15 protein-coding genes and 1 pseudogene are annotated in these 16,532 nt (G+C 53.2%); 6 read left to right on the top strand and 10 right to left on the bottom strand.

All coding sequences use genetic code 11. The annotated features are described in order from the left end of the window. Positions 1-5 precede the first annotated feature (5 nt). Positions 6-866, top strand: coding sequence for an RNA polymerase sigma-70 factor (locus BN3277_RS09100; RefSeq protein WP_059041959.1), 861 nt, complete (start codon positions 6-8; stop codon positions 864-866). Between the two features lie 69 nt (positions 867-935). Here BN3277_RS09100 and BN3277_RS09095 read toward each other — a convergent pair whose 3' ends face one another. Beyond that, complete coding sequence (locus tag BN3277_RS09095; RefSeq protein ID WP_232436372.1) at positions 936-1,418, bottom strand: carboxymuconolactone decarboxylase family protein; 483 nt, start codon at positions 1,416-1,418, stop codon at positions 936-938. Positions 1,419-1,642: 224 nt separating this feature from the next. Further along, positions 1,643-3,910 (bottom strand): GH92 family glycosyl hydrolase, encoded by a 2,268-nt coding sequence (locus BN3277_RS09090; protein WP_059041958.1) that lies wholly within the window; start codon positions 3,908-3,910, stop codon positions 1,643-1,645. A gap of 170 nt (positions 3,911-4,080) precedes the next feature. Between BN3277_RS09090 and BN3277_RS09085 the strand changes: the two genes are divergently transcribed. Continuing rightward, the gene (locus BN3277_RS09085; protein ID WP_059041957.1) at positions 4,081-4,410 is read left to right on the top strand and encodes a hypothetical protein; all 330 of its coding nucleotides are present in this window, start codon (positions 4,081-4,083) and stop codon (positions 4,408-4,410) included. A gap of 78 nt (positions 4,411-4,488) precedes the next feature. Here the strand turns inward: BN3277_RS09085 and BN3277_RS09080 are convergent, their stop codons facing one another. The 8 genes and pseudogenes from BN3277_RS09080 to BN3277_RS09045 form a co-directional block, all read right to left on the bottom strand. Beyond that, the gene (locus BN3277_RS09080; RefSeq protein WP_059041956.1) at positions 4,489-5,094 is read right to left on the bottom strand and encodes a response regulator transcription factor; all 606 of its coding nucleotides are present in this window, start codon (positions 5,092-5,094) and stop codon (positions 4,489-4,491) included. A gap of 5 nt (positions 5,095-5,099) precedes the next feature. Next, positions 5,100-6,209, bottom strand: coding sequence for a sensor histidine kinase (locus BN3277_RS09075; RefSeq protein ID WP_059041955.1), 1,110 nt, complete (start codon positions 6,207-6,209; stop codon positions 5,100-5,102). A 27-nt stretch (positions 6,210-6,236) separates the two neighbouring features. Beyond that, complete coding sequence (locus BN3277_RS09070) at positions 6,237-7,391, bottom strand: DUF418 domain-containing protein (RefSeq protein WP_059041954.1); 1,155 nt, start codon at positions 7,389-7,391, stop codon at positions 6,237-6,239. A gap of 174 nt (positions 7,392-7,565) precedes the next feature. After that, complete coding sequence (locus BN3277_RS09065) at positions 7,566-8,354, bottom strand: sensor domain-containing protein (protein ID WP_059041953.1); 789 nt, start codon at positions 8,352-8,354, stop codon at positions 7,566-7,568. 142 nt (positions 8,355-8,496) lie between these two features. Beyond that, positions 8,497-9,240, bottom strand: coding sequence for a CPBP family intramembrane glutamic endopeptidase (locus tag BN3277_RS09060; protein ID WP_059041952.1), 744 nt, complete (start codon positions 9,238-9,240; stop codon positions 8,497-8,499). A gap of 2 nt (positions 9,241-9,242) precedes the next feature. Beyond that, on the bottom strand, positions 9,243-9,824 hold the full coding sequence (locus tag BN3277_RS09055) for a TetR/AcrR family transcriptional regulator (RefSeq protein WP_059041951.1): 582 nt from the start codon (positions 9,822-9,824) through the stop codon (positions 9,243-9,245). Between the two features lie 191 nt (positions 9,825-10,015). Beyond that, positions 10,016-10,691, bottom strand: a pseudogene (locus tag BN3277_RS09050) (SDR family oxidoreductase). An 88-nt stretch (positions 10,692-10,779) separates the two neighbouring features. Continuing rightward, a complete protein-coding gene (locus BN3277_RS09045; protein ID WP_059041950.1) occupies positions 10,780-11,361 on the bottom strand; it encodes a TetR/AcrR family transcriptional regulator in 582 nt (193 codons plus the stop codon). A 178-nt stretch (positions 11,362-11,539) separates the two neighbouring features. Between BN3277_RS09045 and BN3277_RS09040 the strand changes: the two genes are divergently transcribed. From BN3277_RS09040 to BN3277_RS09025, 4 genes are all read left to right on the top strand, one after another. Continuing rightward, positions 11,540-12,448, top strand: a complete 909-nt coding sequence (locus tag BN3277_RS09040) for an oxidoreductase (RefSeq protein ID WP_059041949.1) — start codon at positions 11,540-11,542, stop codon at positions 12,446-12,448. Positions 12,449-12,527: 79 nt separating this feature from the next. Continuing rightward, a complete protein-coding gene (locus BN3277_RS09035) occupies positions 12,528-14,552 on the top strand; it encodes a right-handed parallel beta-helix repeat-containing protein (protein WP_059041948.1) in 2,025 nt (674 codons plus the stop codon). 254 nt (positions 14,553-14,806) lie between these two features. Then, positions 14,807-15,673 (top strand): sigma-70 family RNA polymerase sigma factor, encoded by an 867-nt coding sequence (locus BN3277_RS09030; RefSeq protein ID WP_059041947.1) that lies wholly within the window; start codon positions 14,807-14,809, stop codon positions 15,671-15,673. Positions 15,674-15,705: 32 nt separating this feature from the next. Next, positions 15,706-16,191 carry an effector binding domain-containing protein gene (locus tag BN3277_RS09025; protein WP_059041946.1) on the top strand — a complete coding sequence of 162 codons (486 nt, stop codon included), beginning with the start codon at positions 15,706-15,708 and terminating at the stop codon, positions 16,189-16,191. Positions 16,192-16,532 lie beyond the last annotated feature (341 nt).

The following is a 16,532-nucleotide window of genomic DNA, read 5'->3' as shown; positions in this document are numbered from 1 at the left end:
ATACCATGAAGGAGCTCTACGAGAAATATAAGAAGCTGCTCTTTAAGCTCGCTTACCAACTGACCGGATCCGTTACGGATGCGGAAGATGTGGTCCAAGACATATTTGTGAAGCTTGTGGACGTCCCGCCGGAGAAGCTGAAGGAACCGAAAGCTTATCTATGCAAAATGGTCACGAACCGCTGCCGGGACTTGTATAAATCGGCCCGCCGGAAACGGGAGCAATATTACGGGGAATGGCTTCCCGAGCCCCTTCATCACCTGAACGACGATGCGATGGAGGAGGTTGTCCGCGACGAGCAGCTGTCCTACGCCATGCTTGTGCTGCTAGAAAGGTTATCTCCAACGGAACGAATCGTGTTTGTGCTGCGAGAGGCGCTTGGTTTTGACTATCGGGAAATTGCCGAACTGGTGGAGAAGAGCGAAGTCAACTGTCGCAAGCTGTTCAGTCGGGCTCACGCCAAGATGGGCATGTCCCCCGATCAATCCGTGGTTACCGAAGGAGCCGCCCCCGAACACGTTCATCAATTCCTGAGCGCGCTTAAGCAAGGGAATCTCCAGCAAATCTTAGCGATTCTGGATCCAGAGGTTGTCCTTGTGGCCGATGGAGGCGGCAAGGTCTTGGCCGCTGCCGAGCCGATCCCAACCCGAGAGCGGGTCGCTCAGTTCCTGCTGGGACCCTTCCGGCAAGCTACGACGATCGAGGGCATTCAGCTTGAAGTTATTCGGGTGAATGGACACCCCGCCTTCCGGATTCGATCGAGTGAGGGGATTCATTCCGTGGGGATCCTTCATGTGGAGAACCAGCGAATTCACAACATCTATATTGTTCGAAACCCGGACAAATTGACGCAGGTCGGGGAATAAAAAGAAGCACCCGGAACCCTCACAGGTTCTTGGTGCTTCTTTATTATGCAGGGATGCTGCTCGCTGAACCTAGCTGAGGCCCGCTTTCGTTAAGCCGTAAGCCGCATCGGCCGAACCCGGCACCGTTCGGAAGGCCACGTTCACGCGGTTCCAGGCATTAATCGCCATAATCGAGAAGGTGAGATCGGAGAGCTCTTTCTCGGAAAACTGCTCGCGAACCCGGTTGTAGACCTCATCCGGCACGCCATGCTCCGGCAACTTGGTCAGGATCTCGGTCCAGGCCAACGCCGCCCGTTCGCGTGGGCTAAAGAGCGTGGACTCGCGCCAAATCGCGAGATGGTACAAGCGCAGCTCGCTCTCGCCGTGGATTTTCGCCTCCTTCACGTGCATATCCAAGCAAAATCCACATCCATTCAGCTGCGAAGCGCGGATATGAACCAGGTGACGGAGGTTCTCCTCGATCGAACTGTTCTTCTCGGCCCCGCTGAACTCCATCATCTTGTTGAAGAATTCCGGCGATTCTTGCATGTAATTAAGACGTTGCGACATCATTCATCTACCTCCCTGTAGGATTACGTACGTCCATATAACGAGGAGGGGATTCATTCTGTGACAACGTGAAAATAGAAAGGCCGTTCATCCCCAAATGCGGCGTAAATTCCAGGCGGAAAAGGACTTCATCGCCAAGCCGTGCCCGGCGGCCGTCCGGTGCCAGCATCGATTGCGGCGCGTAGTTAGGGTCATGCCGGATTCCTCCGTTTCACAAGGTAAAGATCCTAAAGTGTTGTCATCGAAGGCGGCGCATCCTCCGGGGAGCTTCCCCAGGCCTTGTTTGGCCGCGGGCCCATCTCCAGCACAAGGCTTCCTCCGCTCACCAAGTCCTGATGGCTGAGCCAAGGCCGCGAATACGGCTGCCCGTTCAAGGCGGCGGATTGGATGTACTTGTTCGCCTTGGAGACATTCCGCGCTTCAATAACAAACGTTTGGCCCTCCCCCACACGGAGGGTCGTCTTCTCGAAAATCGGGCTGCCGATATCATAGACCGGCCGCCCCGGGCACACCGGATAGAAGCCCATCGCGCTAAACACATACCAGGACGACAGCGAACCGATATCATCGTCCCCGCACAAGCCCGCTGGCCCGTCGTTGTACATCAGGTGTTGGATGTCACGGACGCGCCGCTGGGTTTTCCAAGGAGCCCCTGCATAGTTGTAGAGGTACGGAATATGAAAGCTTGGTTCATTGCCATGGGCATACATCCCGATCAATCCCGACATATCCGGGAATTGCCCCAGAAACCATGGTTTCTCCATCGTGTACTGCTCCGTAAACAACGCATCGAGCTTCTGCACGAAAGCCTCTCTTCCGCCCATCAGCCGAATTAACCCCTCGACATCGTGCTGCACATGGAAGGTGTAGATCCAGCTGTTCACCTCGGCAAAATACCCCTCCCCGGCGAACCCGCCGGACAGCTTCGGATCAAACGGTTCGACCCATTCCCCTTCCGCCGTCTTGGGCGCCATCAGGCCGAGGTCAGGGCGGAACAGATGGCGGTAGTTACCCGCCCGTTGAAGGAACCGCTCGGCTTCTTCCTCCCGCCCCAGCTTATGGGCCACTTGGGCGACGCACCAATCGTCATAAGCCCGCTCCAGCGTCACGGACACGGATTGCCGGCGGTGCCAAGGATCGACCTCGGGCACCCATTCGTCAACGCCAACCTCAGGCACCCAGGTAATCTGATTTGGCATCTTCTCCATGACGAGATTCCATAACTTTTTTCTCCACTCGTCCGGGTCGGCGACTTTCGCCTCCTCCCTAACAGGGAGCGCAGGGAACCAGCCTTTTTCGTAGTACACCTGGTCCAATTCCGTAGCCGGCACCGTCCGCCAAGGGATCAGGGACATTTCCGTGGCATCCTTGACCATTCCTTCATAGGCCTTCTCGACCTGAATATCATCCAGCCCTTTCGCACAGGCATCAGCGATGAGCGAAGCGGCATGATGGCCGATCATCACCGCGTGATCTCCGCCCGGATGAGGGAATTTGGGCAGCAACCCGCCTTGTTCGTACATGCGGACCAACGAGTACACCATATCTTCGAAGACGAGGGGTTCGATAAGGCTCTGCAAAGGACGGGCACAGCGATACGTATCCCAAAGCTGGTCATGCGTGTAGAAGTCCCGGCCTTCCGTCTTGTGGACTTTTCCGTCAAAGCCGCTGTAATATTGGCCATCTTCCGTCATATTCCGCATCCGTTGCAGCGTACGGTACATCGCCGTATAGAAAATCGTCCGCTCTTCCTCCGTCCCGCCTTCCACCTCGATTGCCGAAAGCGCATGGTTCCAAGCGTCCCGGGCTCGGGAAACGGCAGCCTCGAAGTCCCAATCCGGCAGCTCCTGCTGTTGGTTCTTCCGGGCTTGCTCCAAGCTGATATAGGAGATCCCTACCTTGAACTCTATCGTTTGTTCCTGTTGCTGCGGCTCATAGGTCAAATAGATGGCGGGGCTGTTTCCGATGGAGCCCCATGACGATGCGGCCTCTCTCATTTCCAAGCTGAAATAGCAAACATATCCCTTATTGGCGCGCTGTCCTTCGATCACACGGCCATCGTGTTTATGGATTTGCGTCGTCTCGCCGCCGTTGAGGATGACATGGAGCGGCCCGTCGGCGTGAAAGCGAAAATAAGCGCTGCGCTGAGCCACCGTCATCTCGGCATCGATCTCAGAATCCTCCAGGAAGACGCGGTACTTGTAAGGTCGAGTCTCCTCCAAATCATGATCGAAGGCAGAAGCAAGCGCTTCCAGTTGATCGGACAAAGGGCTGCCGGAAACCGTCACGGTTGTGGGACCAAAGGAAAATCCGAAGATTTTATCCGCCAAATACTTGTCTCCAATGCCCGGTGTAGTGACCGGATCGATCTCCATCATCCCATGAGGTAGCTGCACGGTTGGAGACGTCGACCACGTTTTGTAGGACAACGTCCCGATATTCGTATTAACGTACGCTGCCCAATCCCGATCTCCCCGAGCGGTTGTGTTCTTCAAGTGTATCCCTCCCAAAACATAACTATATTTTAATTATATATAATATATTCATCATGTCATATAGTATACTACTTTTTATGTCAAAGGGATCTCTCTTTTTATTCCGTCCGAATTTCCCCTCTGGTAGAATAGAAGAAGATATTACTTGAAATGGAGACTAGGAATTCTACATGAAACGCACCCTATCCAAATGGTTCAGCAGAACAACCTACCCAAGTACCTTCACTCATCAGAAATGGTTCTTGAATACGGTGATGATTATCGGGGGATTCCTCATTGGGGCGGGGGTGGCCGATGGCCTTCTGGCGGTTAAGCAACTCAGTGTCGACCAATTAGCCCGGGGCCTGACGATCTTCAGTGCCGGTCTGACCATTGTCGTCTTAGTTATCAACACCAAGTCGCAAAGGGCCGCCGAGCAAACTCAGCAGGAGACACAGCTTCAACTAAAGCGAATCGAACAGCAGCTTCAGGAGATTCATAGCCGGATAATGCAAGATTAAAAAAAGAAGACCCTACCGTGCAACGGTAAGGTCTTCTTCCTATTTAACCGGGATATTGCCAAAGGTTCCCCACCTTATCTATATCCAGCCCCGTTCCTTCGCCCGCTCGGTGGCTTGCTGCCGCGTCTCCACTTCCAGCTTCTGAATCGCCAGGGACAGATAGTTACGGACCGTTCCCTCCGTTAGGTACAACGTTTCGGCGATCTCCCGGGTTGTCCGTCCGGCATGTGATAACCGCAGCACCTCGGTCTCCCGTTCGGTCAGCGGATTGTCCTCATTCAGGAACAGCACCTCCGCTAGGTCCTTGCTGATCACACGGTCCCCGCCCATCACTCTGCGAATGGCGTCGATCAGAAACTCGATTGGCTCATCTTTTAAGAGATACCCCTCTAACTTGAGGTCCATCGCTTTCTGCAAATACCCCGGACGGGCAAAGGTCGTCACGATCATGACTTTCGCCGGGCTTCCGGCCCGCTTGAGCCGCTCGGCAATCTCCAACCCGCTCAGCCCCGGAATCTCAATATCCAGCAGGCACACGTCAGGCTTCAGGCGCAGAGTCGCCTCCCAGGCGGCTTCCCCGTCCTCCGCTTCGGCGACAACCTCCATGTCCTCTTCAAAAGAAAGCAGCGATTTAAAAGCCCCGCGCAGCATTTGTTGATCCTCAGCAATCACAATTCGAATCATCCGGCTCACCCCCTATTTTCCAGAAGCGGTACAATAAACGTAATCGAGGTCCCCTGCCCCGGACGCTGCTTTATTTCGACTTCCCCTTGCAGCATCGCCATCCGTTCCTGGAACGACTGCACGCCGTTGCCTTTTCCCGGCTCCAGCTGACCATTCCCGTTATCGCTCACTTCAAGATAAAGACGTTGATCCCGTTCATCCCGGGTGATCGTGCATTCGCTCGCCCCGCTGTGCTTGAGGATGTTCGTGACCGCCTCTCGGACGGATAACGCCAGCATCGTTTCGGCCACCGGGGAGAGCGGAGTTAACGGCGTCTGATTCGAGACGAGCAGCTGAATCCCTACTTTTTGCAAAAGCTCCCCCGCCACCTCGATCTCCTTCTCCAGCGGAACAAACTTCATCCCGGTCACCAGCTCCCGCACCTGCTTTAAGGCGTGCCTGGAGGTGTTCACGATATCCCGCAGCTCCTCCTTCGCTTGATCGGGACGTTGATCGACTAACCGGATGGTCAGCTCGCTTTTCATCTTAATCATCGTCAAGGTCTGTCCCAACGTGTCATGTAGATCCCGGGCAATCCGGTTCCGCTCCTCCTCTTGAATATACCGTTCCAGCTGGGCATTCGCGAGGTTAAGCTTCTCCTTCAGCGCTTTATTCCCCTCTCGAGCCTGAAGGATAGGAGGGACCGCCAGTTGAATGATCATCACCGGAAAAGAAACCGTCCGAAAAACCCCCGCCGGCTCCCCCTCATGGATCCAACCGGCCATAAGGAACATCGCGGCAATGCCAACCATGCCGAAGCCAATCACCCGCTTGCGGTCTGCCCTGCCTAATAGATCCGCAAACACGAAGCCATACAGCAACGCCCCCATCCCTTCATAGACGCTTAGCGCGAGAATTAGCAGGAAGCCAACATAGCTGCCCAGGAGCAGCAGCCACCGACGTTGCCATAGACAGATATAATAAGCGGCTAGGAACAGGAGGAGAAACCCGATTTTGACGAGGATCGGATAGGGAACGTCCAGCACCCACACGCGATAGATTAGAAATACAAGGATAATCACATCCAGCAGCAAAAATTTCTCGATTTGGTCCGCAGGATACAACTTCCGTAACAATGGGCATCCCCACCTTATGCTTGATCCTCAGCCGGCCAGCTTACCCGCGAGGTTCGTCATCCACCTTCTCGCCGATTCCATCGGCCCGAATCGGAACCGCTTGGACCATAGCGAAGCAAAGACGATTTGGAGACTGGAGATGGCCATCCAAATGAGAACCGTGGTAAATGCGTCCACCTTGCCTCCCAGGCCAAGACCCCATCCATAAAAAATAAGGGAAGCGGTGATATTTTGCAAGACATAGCAACTAAGAGACATCCGGCCCACCTGCTCCAACCGGTTCCACAACCACAGCCCCTCGTATCGTTCCACCAGCTTCGCGATGAGCGCGAGATACCCCAGCGAGAGAATCGGGGCAAATAAGTACCGCACAGGGAAATCCAGATACCCGCCCGGGATAAAAATCAGCAGGTTCAGCGGAAGCCCCACCGCCATCCCAAGTTTCAATAGCCTTCTGCGGTGCTGCCGCCCCTGCTCATCCGGGGCAAATACCCCGGACCGCATCATCCGAATGCCCAGCAAGAACAAAAATAGATTCAGCGGAATCACAAACACGGCTTCCAACCGGAGCGCCACGAAATTCGCCAGCCGATCCTGCACCTGCTGCATCCAGCTGCCGCCGCCATATAAGGCCGTCGTTTCACTCAGATCCCCCATGGAGATATGCGCCCCGGAGATTCCGAGGTAGATGCCGAAGCCCAGGATCAACAGCATGATTCCTCCTTGTACCCCACCGAACATCCACATCGCTCGCCGGATCGCCCGATCCCCGCCTTTAACGATCAAAGCGGCGATGACCGCCGTGATCCCGTAGCTCATCAGAATGTCATACTCCATCACCAGCGTAAAATGCAGCAACCCTTCCGCCATCAGAATAAACGATGTCCAAAGATACATTCCCGGCCACGCGTTCCCCCGCTTTAAGGCCTGGCGATACTTCATCTCCAGCCCAACGCCAAACATGATCGTCAACAAGCCCAGCAGTTTGCCGTTAACCAGGAACAACACAAATATCCGCACGAAATCCTGGAATGACGACCACCACGCCGCATCAACAAAAGTAAAGACATAGTTCACGTCTCCCAAATGCGCAAAAATCCAAATATTCGTCCCCAGCGTCCCCAACACCGCAAACCCTCTCAAAATATCGAGCAAGCGAATTCTCCCGCCGCGATTCTCCATCCTCTTCCCGTCCCTTCGTCTTCGTTCTCTTGGTAGCTTCATTTTACCTTCGAACGCCGGGATGGCGGAATTCACAGCTGTCAGGAGGTTGATATGACAGTGTCATAAAGAAAACAAGCCCTAGCCTAAGCTAGAACTTGTTTTGGATTACTATTTCTATAGCGCTTTTCTCTTTTAAGCGAGCCACAACTTCTCTTGCCCCGGCTGCTCGTCGAGATACTCCTCATATTGCGGTTGTACAGGGGCTTGGAATTGAACGGGAGCGGGGGCTGGCACTGGTGTTGGCTGCAGATAAGCCTCGTCCACATACATGATTCTCCGTTGGACCTGCATAAGTCCGTTCACCACGCGAAGCGCGACCCAGAACAGGAAGAGCCCCACGCCTACGTATAACAGGTACTGCTGATTATAGGTCCAGTTGATATGGAAGTAGGTGAACAGGTTATTTTCCAAAATATCCAGCTTCATTTCATTCATCAGAATGATGTGCACCACAGGAAGGGCGATAAATCCGATTCCCAGGGCCAGGGCCGTAACCATCACGGCAAAAAAGACAACACCGGTGATAAACCGCAGGAGAACGAGCATCAGGTTCCGGATGAACAATGTGCCGTCAAACCCCTTCACCATCCGTTGGAACCAGTTCTGTCCCGCTTCCGCCTGGGCAGGGTTGGGAACCGCCGAAGGCGGAACCGGCAACCCCAGAATATGCCGAATCAGACTTTGCTCAAAGCTTACGATCCCATTCAACAGCTTGGCCATTCCAAAAAACATCGGTATCCCGATAAATACCGGAGTTAAGGCAATGGAAAGGGCCAGCCCCGTGATCGCTAACGTCAAATAGATAATCCCCAATGGGAGAGAGAGCAATAGATAGAGAATCGTTGCATAGGTTTTGGGATTAAACAGCACCCAATGGACCTTCCCCACTTTCGCCACATTTGTTGCTTCAACTGCCTTCACTTTCAAACACTCCTTTACCTTCATCAGTCACGCGCTAAGTTTATAAACCCATTATAACTAGCGTGTTGGCGCGATATAACCGTCTTAGGTGGTGTTTGAAAACTAGACTTTAGGCTAGGGCGGGGGCCAACTTGGGTTCGGTTTAGGCAGCGGTTGTACCGCGTTTCCATAAACCAACCGCGAAGATTAACAGAATCACTACCTGGGCCGAAACCACCACCAACGCCGTTTGGTCAAAGACGATTTCTGTGCTGAAGGAGAGGAAATTATGTACCGCATGCCAGACGATGCCAATCCAAAGGCTGCGAGTGATACTGACGAGGAGTGCCAGCATAAGTCCGGCAAGAATAGCAAAGGCGATTTGCAGCAGTACTTCGAGCGGATTCGTTCCACTCAGGGCGTTAGCGGCATGCAGCACGCCGAAGACGATGGATGAGCCGATCACGGCCTGTTTGCGGCTTCTTCGCGCGAGGAAGGAGAAGGCCAATCCCCGAAAATAAAGCTCTTCATTCAAACCAACCACCACGGTGAACAAGGCAAGCACGGCATATTCGGTGCCCGGGCGGGTAAACGCATCGGGACCATAGGCGACCAGCGGAATGATCTCCAGCAACAGCAGCGGCACGCAGAACCAAACGGAGCGCAAGCTGCCGGAGGCAGGACGGCGAAAACCCGCTTCTTCACTCGAAATCCGGGAACGTCGCAGCAACCACAGGCCCACCAAGATGGATAAAACCACGGAAGCTGTCATCACGAGGTAAGCCGGGACTTCCGCCAATTCGGCAACTTGGGCCGCCGCGGAACCCACAGCGGTCAGAAAGGTGCAGATCAAGGCGGCGATGACCGCCGCGAGATAAGGATGTTTAGTGATATATTTTTCGGACATGGTTAAAGTTCCTCACTTTCTTTTCGGAGTACAGCCAGTAAGCCTTTAAATACGTGACCTAAGACATCCCGCGCCTCCGCGTCGTCCATCGTGCTGCTGTTCGTGGCGAGTAATGAAGCAATCCCGTGGGTCGTATACCAGATCCCGGCGTATAATTTGCGCGAGTGATCGGGCGAAAGTCCGGTTAGGCTGCCGATCATCGCAATCACCTGATCGTCGCCTTCCGTGGAGCCGGCAATCTCGTTCACCTTCTCCTGCTGAAGCCGGTTGGACATAAAGAGAAGCTGGAATAGCCTCTTCTCCGTTCGTGCGAATCGGATATAAGCGAGCCCCATCTCCAGGAAGCCGTTCCCGCCGCCTTGCATCGCCTCCAGCATCCCCGAGTTATATAGATGTTCGGCATCAGCATAGAGCGCTTCCCGCAATTCCTCCATCGAGGCAAAATGGCTAAAGATCGGCTGCGTAGAGGTACCCAGCTTCTTCGCGACATTCCGCGCGTTGATGGCATCCATCCCCTCTTCACGCAACAGCTCCAGCGCCGCCTCCAATACGATCTCCCGCGTCACCTTCGGCTTTGGGGGCATGAGCGTTCCTCCTTTGTTACGTTATATAACTGTTGTTATACTACATATGTTATTTTATAGTCATTGGAATGTCAACACCTTTTTTGCCGAAACAAAAGCCCAGGCGTTCAATACGCCTGAGCTTTTGGGGACGAACCATCCATTCTATTAAGCTATTGTAAGTAAGTAATCTTTGACTGATTTTTCGTTGATTACAAATGGGATCCCCCGCTGGCATCGATCAATTGCCCCGTGACCCACCGGCTTTCAGCAGAAGCGAGGAAAGCAGCGATATCGGCCACATCCTCCGGCTCCCCCCATCTTCTAAAAATCGAAAATTCGGCACCAAACTTCCGGCTCTCCGGATGTTCCAGCATGGCCGCATTCATATCCGTGGCCACGAACCCGGGCAAGATGGCATTGACCGTAATCCCGCGGGGGCCGAGCTGATTTGAAAGGGAAAGCGTTAGCGCGTTCACGGCTCCCTTGGTCATGTTATAGGCGGTGACTGCCGGGAGCCTTCATATTGATAGCGATCACTTCATCGAAGCTGGATTCGGTGGTCTCCTCAATCGAAGTGGTTAGGGGAAGCCCCGCATTGTTTACTAGAATATCAAAGTGAGGCTCCCCTGTACGTTCCATTAATGCATCATCCAATCTCTCAAAAAGATCGCGCACGGCTTGTTCAGAGCCCAGCTCGGAACCGATTGAAAACGCGGATCCCCCTTGCTGCTCGATTGCACGCACCGTATCTTCCGCAGCGCCATGATTTCTGGCGTAGTGAACCGCAACCATTGCCCCCTCTGCAGCCAATCGCAATGCGATGGCACGCCCAATCCCGCGGCTTGCGCCGGTCACCAATGCGGCTTTACCCTTCAACTTGCTCATATCCTCATCTCCCTCGATATGTTTCAGCGAACCCTTCGGTTTCACTCAAGTTATAACATGAGGGGGATTTCGAAATGCTGCTCTTCTATTATCCCGTGACGGGGGCTAAACCTGCAGCAATGACCACCAGGACATCTCGCGCCGTGTCTTCTGCGGAACTCCGCTCCGGTTGCCTGCTCCACTCCATGGCTGACCCAAAAATGCCCCAGCTTGCGATCCGGGCGGTCGTCTCCACCGTTTTTGTTGAAACGGAAGGCTCCGCTTGTTCGCTTAACCAGGCATATAAGAGGTCATAGAGTTCCTTTTGCATCACGAGTTCAAACAGCGTCTCATACTGACGATCCGCCAATGACATATACGGACGCGTGCAGAAGAGGAAATCGAACACGATGAGAATCAGCGTCCGCAGGCTCCCGATATCGGATAACGCCGCATTCGGCAGCTCATCCTTCAGCTTCTCCAGGAATTTCTCCCTCATCCAGCTCTCCAGAAACGTGAATTTATCTTCAAAATGCGCATAGAACGTCGAGCGATTCACCGTCGCGTAAGTTGTAATGTCTTGTATCGTAATTGAAGAGACGTTGTTCTTCTGCTCCAGCAATTCCATGAAAGCTTGCATCAAAAGCTGACGGGTTCTTTTCACGCGGGGATCGTTGGGGTTCGTGAGCATGTTAGGCCTCTCCTCTCTCAGGATAAAAAAGCAACAAATTAGAGCGTGTGTTGGATAACCCACGAATTCGCTAGTTTATTGGTTGTATAAGCCAAATCGCTTAGATAAGATTAGCACAGACCAAGTAATCTGTGAAATCTATAAAGTAGGTAGGATGAACAAGGAAGGACGAAACGATATGACAATACCCTGGACAGAAGAACACATACCGGATCAGACCGGACGAGTGGCTATCGTAACCGGAGCCAACAGCGGGATTGGTTGGGAAGCGGCGCGGGCCCTAGCCAGCAAAGGGGCAACGGTCATTATGGCCTGCCGCAGTATCGCCAATGCCAACCTGGCCGCTGACCGGATTCAAGCACTTAAGCCATCGGGCCAAGTCATAGTCATGGCGCTCGATTTGGGCGATCTGGCTTCGGTCCGTACTTTTGCGGCGGCCTTTCGCCAGAACTACCAGCGGCTCGATCTCCTGATCAACAACGCCGGCGTGGCGCATCCCCCTTACGGGAAGACCGCACAGGGCTTCGAGCAGCAATTCGGGACCAATCATCTGGGGCATTTTGCGCTGACCGGTCTGCTGCTTGATCTACTTGGCGCGACACCGGGCGCACGCATTGTGACCGTAAGCAGCATTTCACATCGGTCGGGAGTCATTCACTTTGATGACCTGAACCTGGAACGGAATTACAAGCCATCGCTCGGCTATGCTCAGAGCAAGCTGGCGAATCTCCTGTTCACCTACGAGCTTCAGCGTCGGCTTGTGGCCGCAGGCCAATCCACGCTGGCCGTAGCTGCACATCCGGGCTGGTCCGCGACCAATGCGCTGCGGCATTCCAATTTCATGCGACGCCTGAACCCGATGTTCGCGCAGCCCCCGAAAATGGGCGTCTTGCCGACCCTTTATGCGGCCACTGCGCCAGACGTCCAAGGCGGAGATTACTTTGGGCCAAGCCTTCTCGAATTGCGCGGCTTCCCCAAGAAGGTCGAATCGAGTCCTCGCTCGCATGACGAAGCCGCCGCGCGGCGGTTGTGGGCGGTTTCGGAGGAGCTGACGCAGGTGAGGTATGAGTTTGGGGACACTTTTTGACCATTCCGGCCATCATTTGTAAAATAATTATAGCCGTTTGAACCGGCGACATTCGATAGGCGGGAAGAAGGAGATTCTTATGGAATACCATGTATCCATACATGGGAGTGATCAGGCAAATGGAACAATCGATCAACCCTTTCGTACGATATCACGCGCTGCGGCCCTTGCCCTGGCTGGGGATACGGTTATCGTCCATGCCGGGGTATACAGGGAATGGGTGAACCCGGCTCATGGAGGGACAGAGGAGCATCGAATCCTCTATCGATCCGCAGGCGACGGGGAAGTCGTCATTACAGGAGCTGAACGGATTACGGACTGGAAGTCGGAGGGGGGCCATGCTTGGAGTACCGAAGTCCCTAACTCCCTGTTTTCCGTTCGTAATCCCTTTGAAGAAGAGCTCCGTGGAGACTGGGTGTTTGACGGGCCCTTCCCGGTCCATCTCGGGGATGTCTATTTGGATGGCAAATCTCTGTATGAATGCGATCGTGTCGAGAAGGTTCACCAGCCCGAGGTTTGGCCCGAAGCCAAATATCCCAAAGACTCCCTGTTAACGTGGTATGCCGAAGTTGGGTCTGCCACAACCAAGATCTGGGCCAATTTTGGCGGGAGAGATCCCCGTAAGGAAAATGTAGAAATCAATGTCCGTCCTTATTGCTTCTGGCCTGAGAAACCCGGACTTAACTACATAACTGTAAGCGGATTCACGCTTCGCCAGGCCTCTCCGGGGTGGGCGCCGCCTACGGACTACCAAGAGGGTTTGATCGGGCCTCACTGGAGCAAGGGTTGGATTATTGAAAACAATATCATCAGTGAATCCAAATGCGTGGGGATCAGCCTGGGTACCGCAATCGGTACAGGTCACGCTAAGTCTTCCGGGAAGCATATTAAAGGCGGTACGCAACGCGAGCAGGAGGTTATTTTACGGGCATTACACTCCGGTTGGCATAAAGATCGCGTCGGCAGTCACATCGTTCGAGGTAATGTGATTCATGATTGCGAACAGGCAGGGATTGTGGGCCATATGGGAGCCGCCTTCAGCCGCATTTATCAGAACCGCATTTACAATATTCACCACAAACGGCTCAGACACGGTGCCGAAGTCGCCGGAATCAAACTGCATGCTTCTCTGGATACTCAAATTTGTGAAAATATCATCTATAGCTGTTACCGGGCACTTTGGCTTGACTGGCAGGCACAGGGCACCCGCATCAGCCGCAATGTATTTTTTGACAACCTATCTGAAGACTTGTTCGTTGAGGTCTGCCATGGTCCGTATATGGCGGATCATAATCTGTTCCTCTCTCCTATGAACTTCCGAAATATGGCGCAAGGCGGCGCATTTGTCCATAATTTGTTTGCAGGCCGATTTGTCGTTCGTTCCGAGATTACCCGTACGACGCCTTATCACTTCCCTCACGAGACCGCAATGGCAGGGTACTCCAATATCACCGGAGGCGATGACAGGTACTATAACAATATCTTTTTGGGGGATGAGGGTGCGAATCAGGAGCCGGTTCCCATTACCTTTTTCGAGCATCTTCCGCTTAAACCAAGGGATGAAGTGGGAGAGAACGGGAAGACGGTCATGGATGGGGTTCCGGACGATTCCATCTGCTATCTGCATCCTGTGGGACTGGGAGGCTACGACAACCATCCGGATGCCAAAGATAAGAAATGGTGGGAATACACCAAAGAGGAGCTTGCAGAGCTTGGCGACGCCGCCAAGGATTTCTTTATCGGAAATGCCGTTCTTCCAGTGGCGATGGGCGGAAATGTATATCTTAACCATGCGGTTCCAGGCAGTCATGAGCCCTATGCGAAAATGGATACGCAGAAAGGCATCACCGTTCAGGTTCATCCTGCGCAAGGCAAAGTGAAAATTCAGGTCAATACGCCCGAATGGCTTCGAGGAGCCTCTGCCCTATTGGTGACCACCGATCTGCTGGGCAAGACTTATCACGCCGAGATGAAATACGAGGAGCCGGACGGCACTCCTTATCGTTTCGACTCCGACTTCTTCGGAACCAAGAGACCTGATGCAGATGTCACACCCGGTCCGTTTGAATTGACAGAAGAAGGTGGCTTTGATTTTGAATTTTAGATAGAAGAAGGGCCCCGACCGTTAGGTCAGGGCCTTTAATTTACATATGGAGGCGAAAGGCATCGAGCCCCATTAAGGTACATCCAATATCTTTTTATCAGATTTCGGGAAGACATTCCTGCACTTCTTCCCAGCGCCTACCCCCACTCCGAGACAAATTGTTTTTCACTCGAATCGGGGATACTTGTCACATAATCCAATAGCCATACGTCAGACTAATGAGAACACAATTTAAGGGAAAAGGAAGCGGAGTGATGAACGCACAGGAATTGATAGCGGAACAATTTGAACAGAATCGTAAGAACCTTCTCGCGATAGCCTATCGAATGCTGGGATCTTGGAGCGAGGCAGAGGATGCGGTTCAAGAAGCTTGGCTGCGTCTAAGCCTGTCCGATTCCAGAAATATTGAGAATCTAGGCGGTTGGCTGACTACCGTGGTCTCCCGAATCTGCCTTGACATGCTTCGGGCACGTAAATCGCGGCGAGAGGAGTCGGTGGAAGACCCTTCGCCCCATGCATTCATGAATGATTCGGATAGCGATCCTGAACAAGAGGCCCTGCTGGCAGACTCGGTCGGACTCGCAATGCTGGTAGTGCTTGGCAGTCTGAGTCCATCCGAGCGCGTCACTTTTGTCCTGCACGACATATTCGCTATTCCCTTTACTGAAATTGCCTCAATCCTGGGTAAAACCGAGGCAGCGACTAGACAGCTTGCCAGTCGTGCACGCCGCCGTGTGAAAGGGGGGAACCCAGAAAAAGACAAGACTTCTCTGGCTGATCAACGCGAGCTGATCGAAGCATTCCTCGCCGCGGCGCGGGATGCTGACTTTGACAGGTTGTTGGCTTTGCTTGATCCGAATGTTGTGCTTCGGGACGACCGTCAGCGTAGAGGATTGCGGATCACTCATGGAGCCCACCATCTAGCCCAGCAGGTTGCCGGGCGCATACAGGCTTCACAAACCGCTCTGATAAACGGTTCCGTCGGTGTAATCGTGGCCCCTCAAGGTCACTTGCAATACGTGCTCCAATACACCATTCGGCAGGGAAGGATCGCCGAAATCGATTTGATCTCCGATCCCGTAAATATCAGCAAGCTGGACCTTGTGCCGCTGGACTATTGAATTCAACCTTTTAGAGGAGGATTTTGATCAAAATGAGCAATTACAGAGTGGAAGAGAAAGATGCATTTCGTTTCATAGGATTTCCTACTATGCTGGGTGGAGAGGCAATCATCCATACCGATAGTTATTCCATCCGAAAGACCGAGTTCTTCAAGTCTGTCATTCAGAGCGGCAAGTTGACCTTGCTTCGCCCCCTCTCGGAGAGTAAGTATGGGTATGGAGTAATCGCCGCGAAGGATAGCGGTACGTACTACTATGCCGGTATCCGTACCACCCAACCCCCTATCGACGGAACGGAAGAGGTGTTATTCCCCCAAAGTCACTATCTGATTCTGAGCGGCCAAGGCGGGTTGTCCCGCCTTGCCTTTGACAAACTTGAAGATCAAGCATTCACGGAGGTCTTGACCGAGAACTTCCCTTACGAATATCACGGAGGTCCCATTGCCGAAATCTTGTTAAACGGAAATCCGGCCGACGCAGAAGTCGAAGTATGGATCCCCGTAATTCGGAAATCATAACCCAAACGAAAAGAGGCTTCTCTACATTTTACTGTAGCGAAGCTCTTTTTCGTTGTTGTGGAGTTACTATATGGAGGCGAGGGGAGTCGAGCTCCTGTCCGATTATGTCACCCAAGAGTCACCCCATGATAGCATTGTCCCCACCACATGGGGTAGTATATAATTCACCTAATGTTTGTGCGGAGGTGATTGTCATGAAGTGGAACGAGGTACAACACCTTTATCCAAACGAATGGGTTGTGATCGACTCTGGTTTCTACCAAGCATGGAGTGAATCTGAACACTATATGAAGACCATCCGAGGATCCCTTCCTGACAACCTCCAGCATACGCAGTTCCCC

Origin of the sequence: Paenibacillus rubinfantis, assembly GCF_001486505.1 — a bacterium.
GTDB classification, from domain to species: domain Bacteria; phylum Bacillota; class Bacilli; order Paenibacillales; family Paenibacillaceae; genus Fontibacillus; species Fontibacillus rubinfantis.
This window is presented reverse-complemented; position numbering and strand designations above follow the sequence as displayed.

Bases quoted from the DNA above. Each gene is read 5' to 3' on its own strand.
- BN3277_RS09070 (WP_059041954.1), bottom strand. From the start codon at position 7,391: ATGGAGAATCGCGGCGGGAGAATTCGCTTGCTCGATATTTTGAGAGGG.
- BN3277_RS09080 (WP_059041956.1), bottom strand. From the start codon at position 5,094: ATGATTCGAATTGTGATTGCTGAGGATCAACAAATGCTGCGCGGGGCT.
- BN3277_RS09025 (WP_059041946.1), top strand. From the start codon at position 15,706: ATGAGCAATTACAGAGTGGAAGAGAAAGATGCATTTCGTTTCATAGGA.
- BN3277_RS09035 (WP_059041948.1), top strand. From the start codon at position 12,528: ATGGAATACCATGTATCCATACATGGGAGTGATCAGGCAAATGGAACA.
- BN3277_RS09040 (WP_059041949.1), top strand. From the start codon at position 11,540: ATGACAATACCCTGGACAGAAGAACACATACCGGATCAGACCGGACGA.
- BN3277_RS09030 (WP_059041947.1), top strand. From the start codon at position 14,807: ATGAACGCACAGGAATTGATAGCGGAACAATTTGAACAGAATCGTAAG.
- BN3277_RS09100 (WP_059041959.1), top strand. From the start codon at position 6: ATGAAGGAGCTCTACGAGAAATATAAGAAGCTGCTCTTTAAGCTCGCT.
- BN3277_RS09045 (WP_059041950.1), bottom strand. From the start codon at position 11,361: ATGCTCACGAACCCCAACGATCCCCGCGTGAAAAGAACCCGTCAGCTT.
- BN3277_RS09095 (WP_232436372.1), bottom strand. From the start codon at position 1,418: ATGATGTCGCAACGTCTTAATTACATGCAAGAATCGCCGGAATTCTTC.
- BN3277_RS09060 (WP_059041952.1), bottom strand. From the start codon at position 9,240: ATGTCCGAAAAATATATCACTAAACATCCTTATCTCGCGGCGGTCATC.
- BN3277_RS09055 (WP_059041951.1), bottom strand. From the start codon at position 9,824: ATGCCCCCAAAGCCGAAGGTGACGCGGGAGATCGTATTGGAGGCGGCG.
- BN3277_RS09085 (WP_059041957.1), top strand. From the start codon at position 4,081: ATGAAACGCACCCTATCCAAATGGTTCAGCAGAACAACCTACCCAAGT.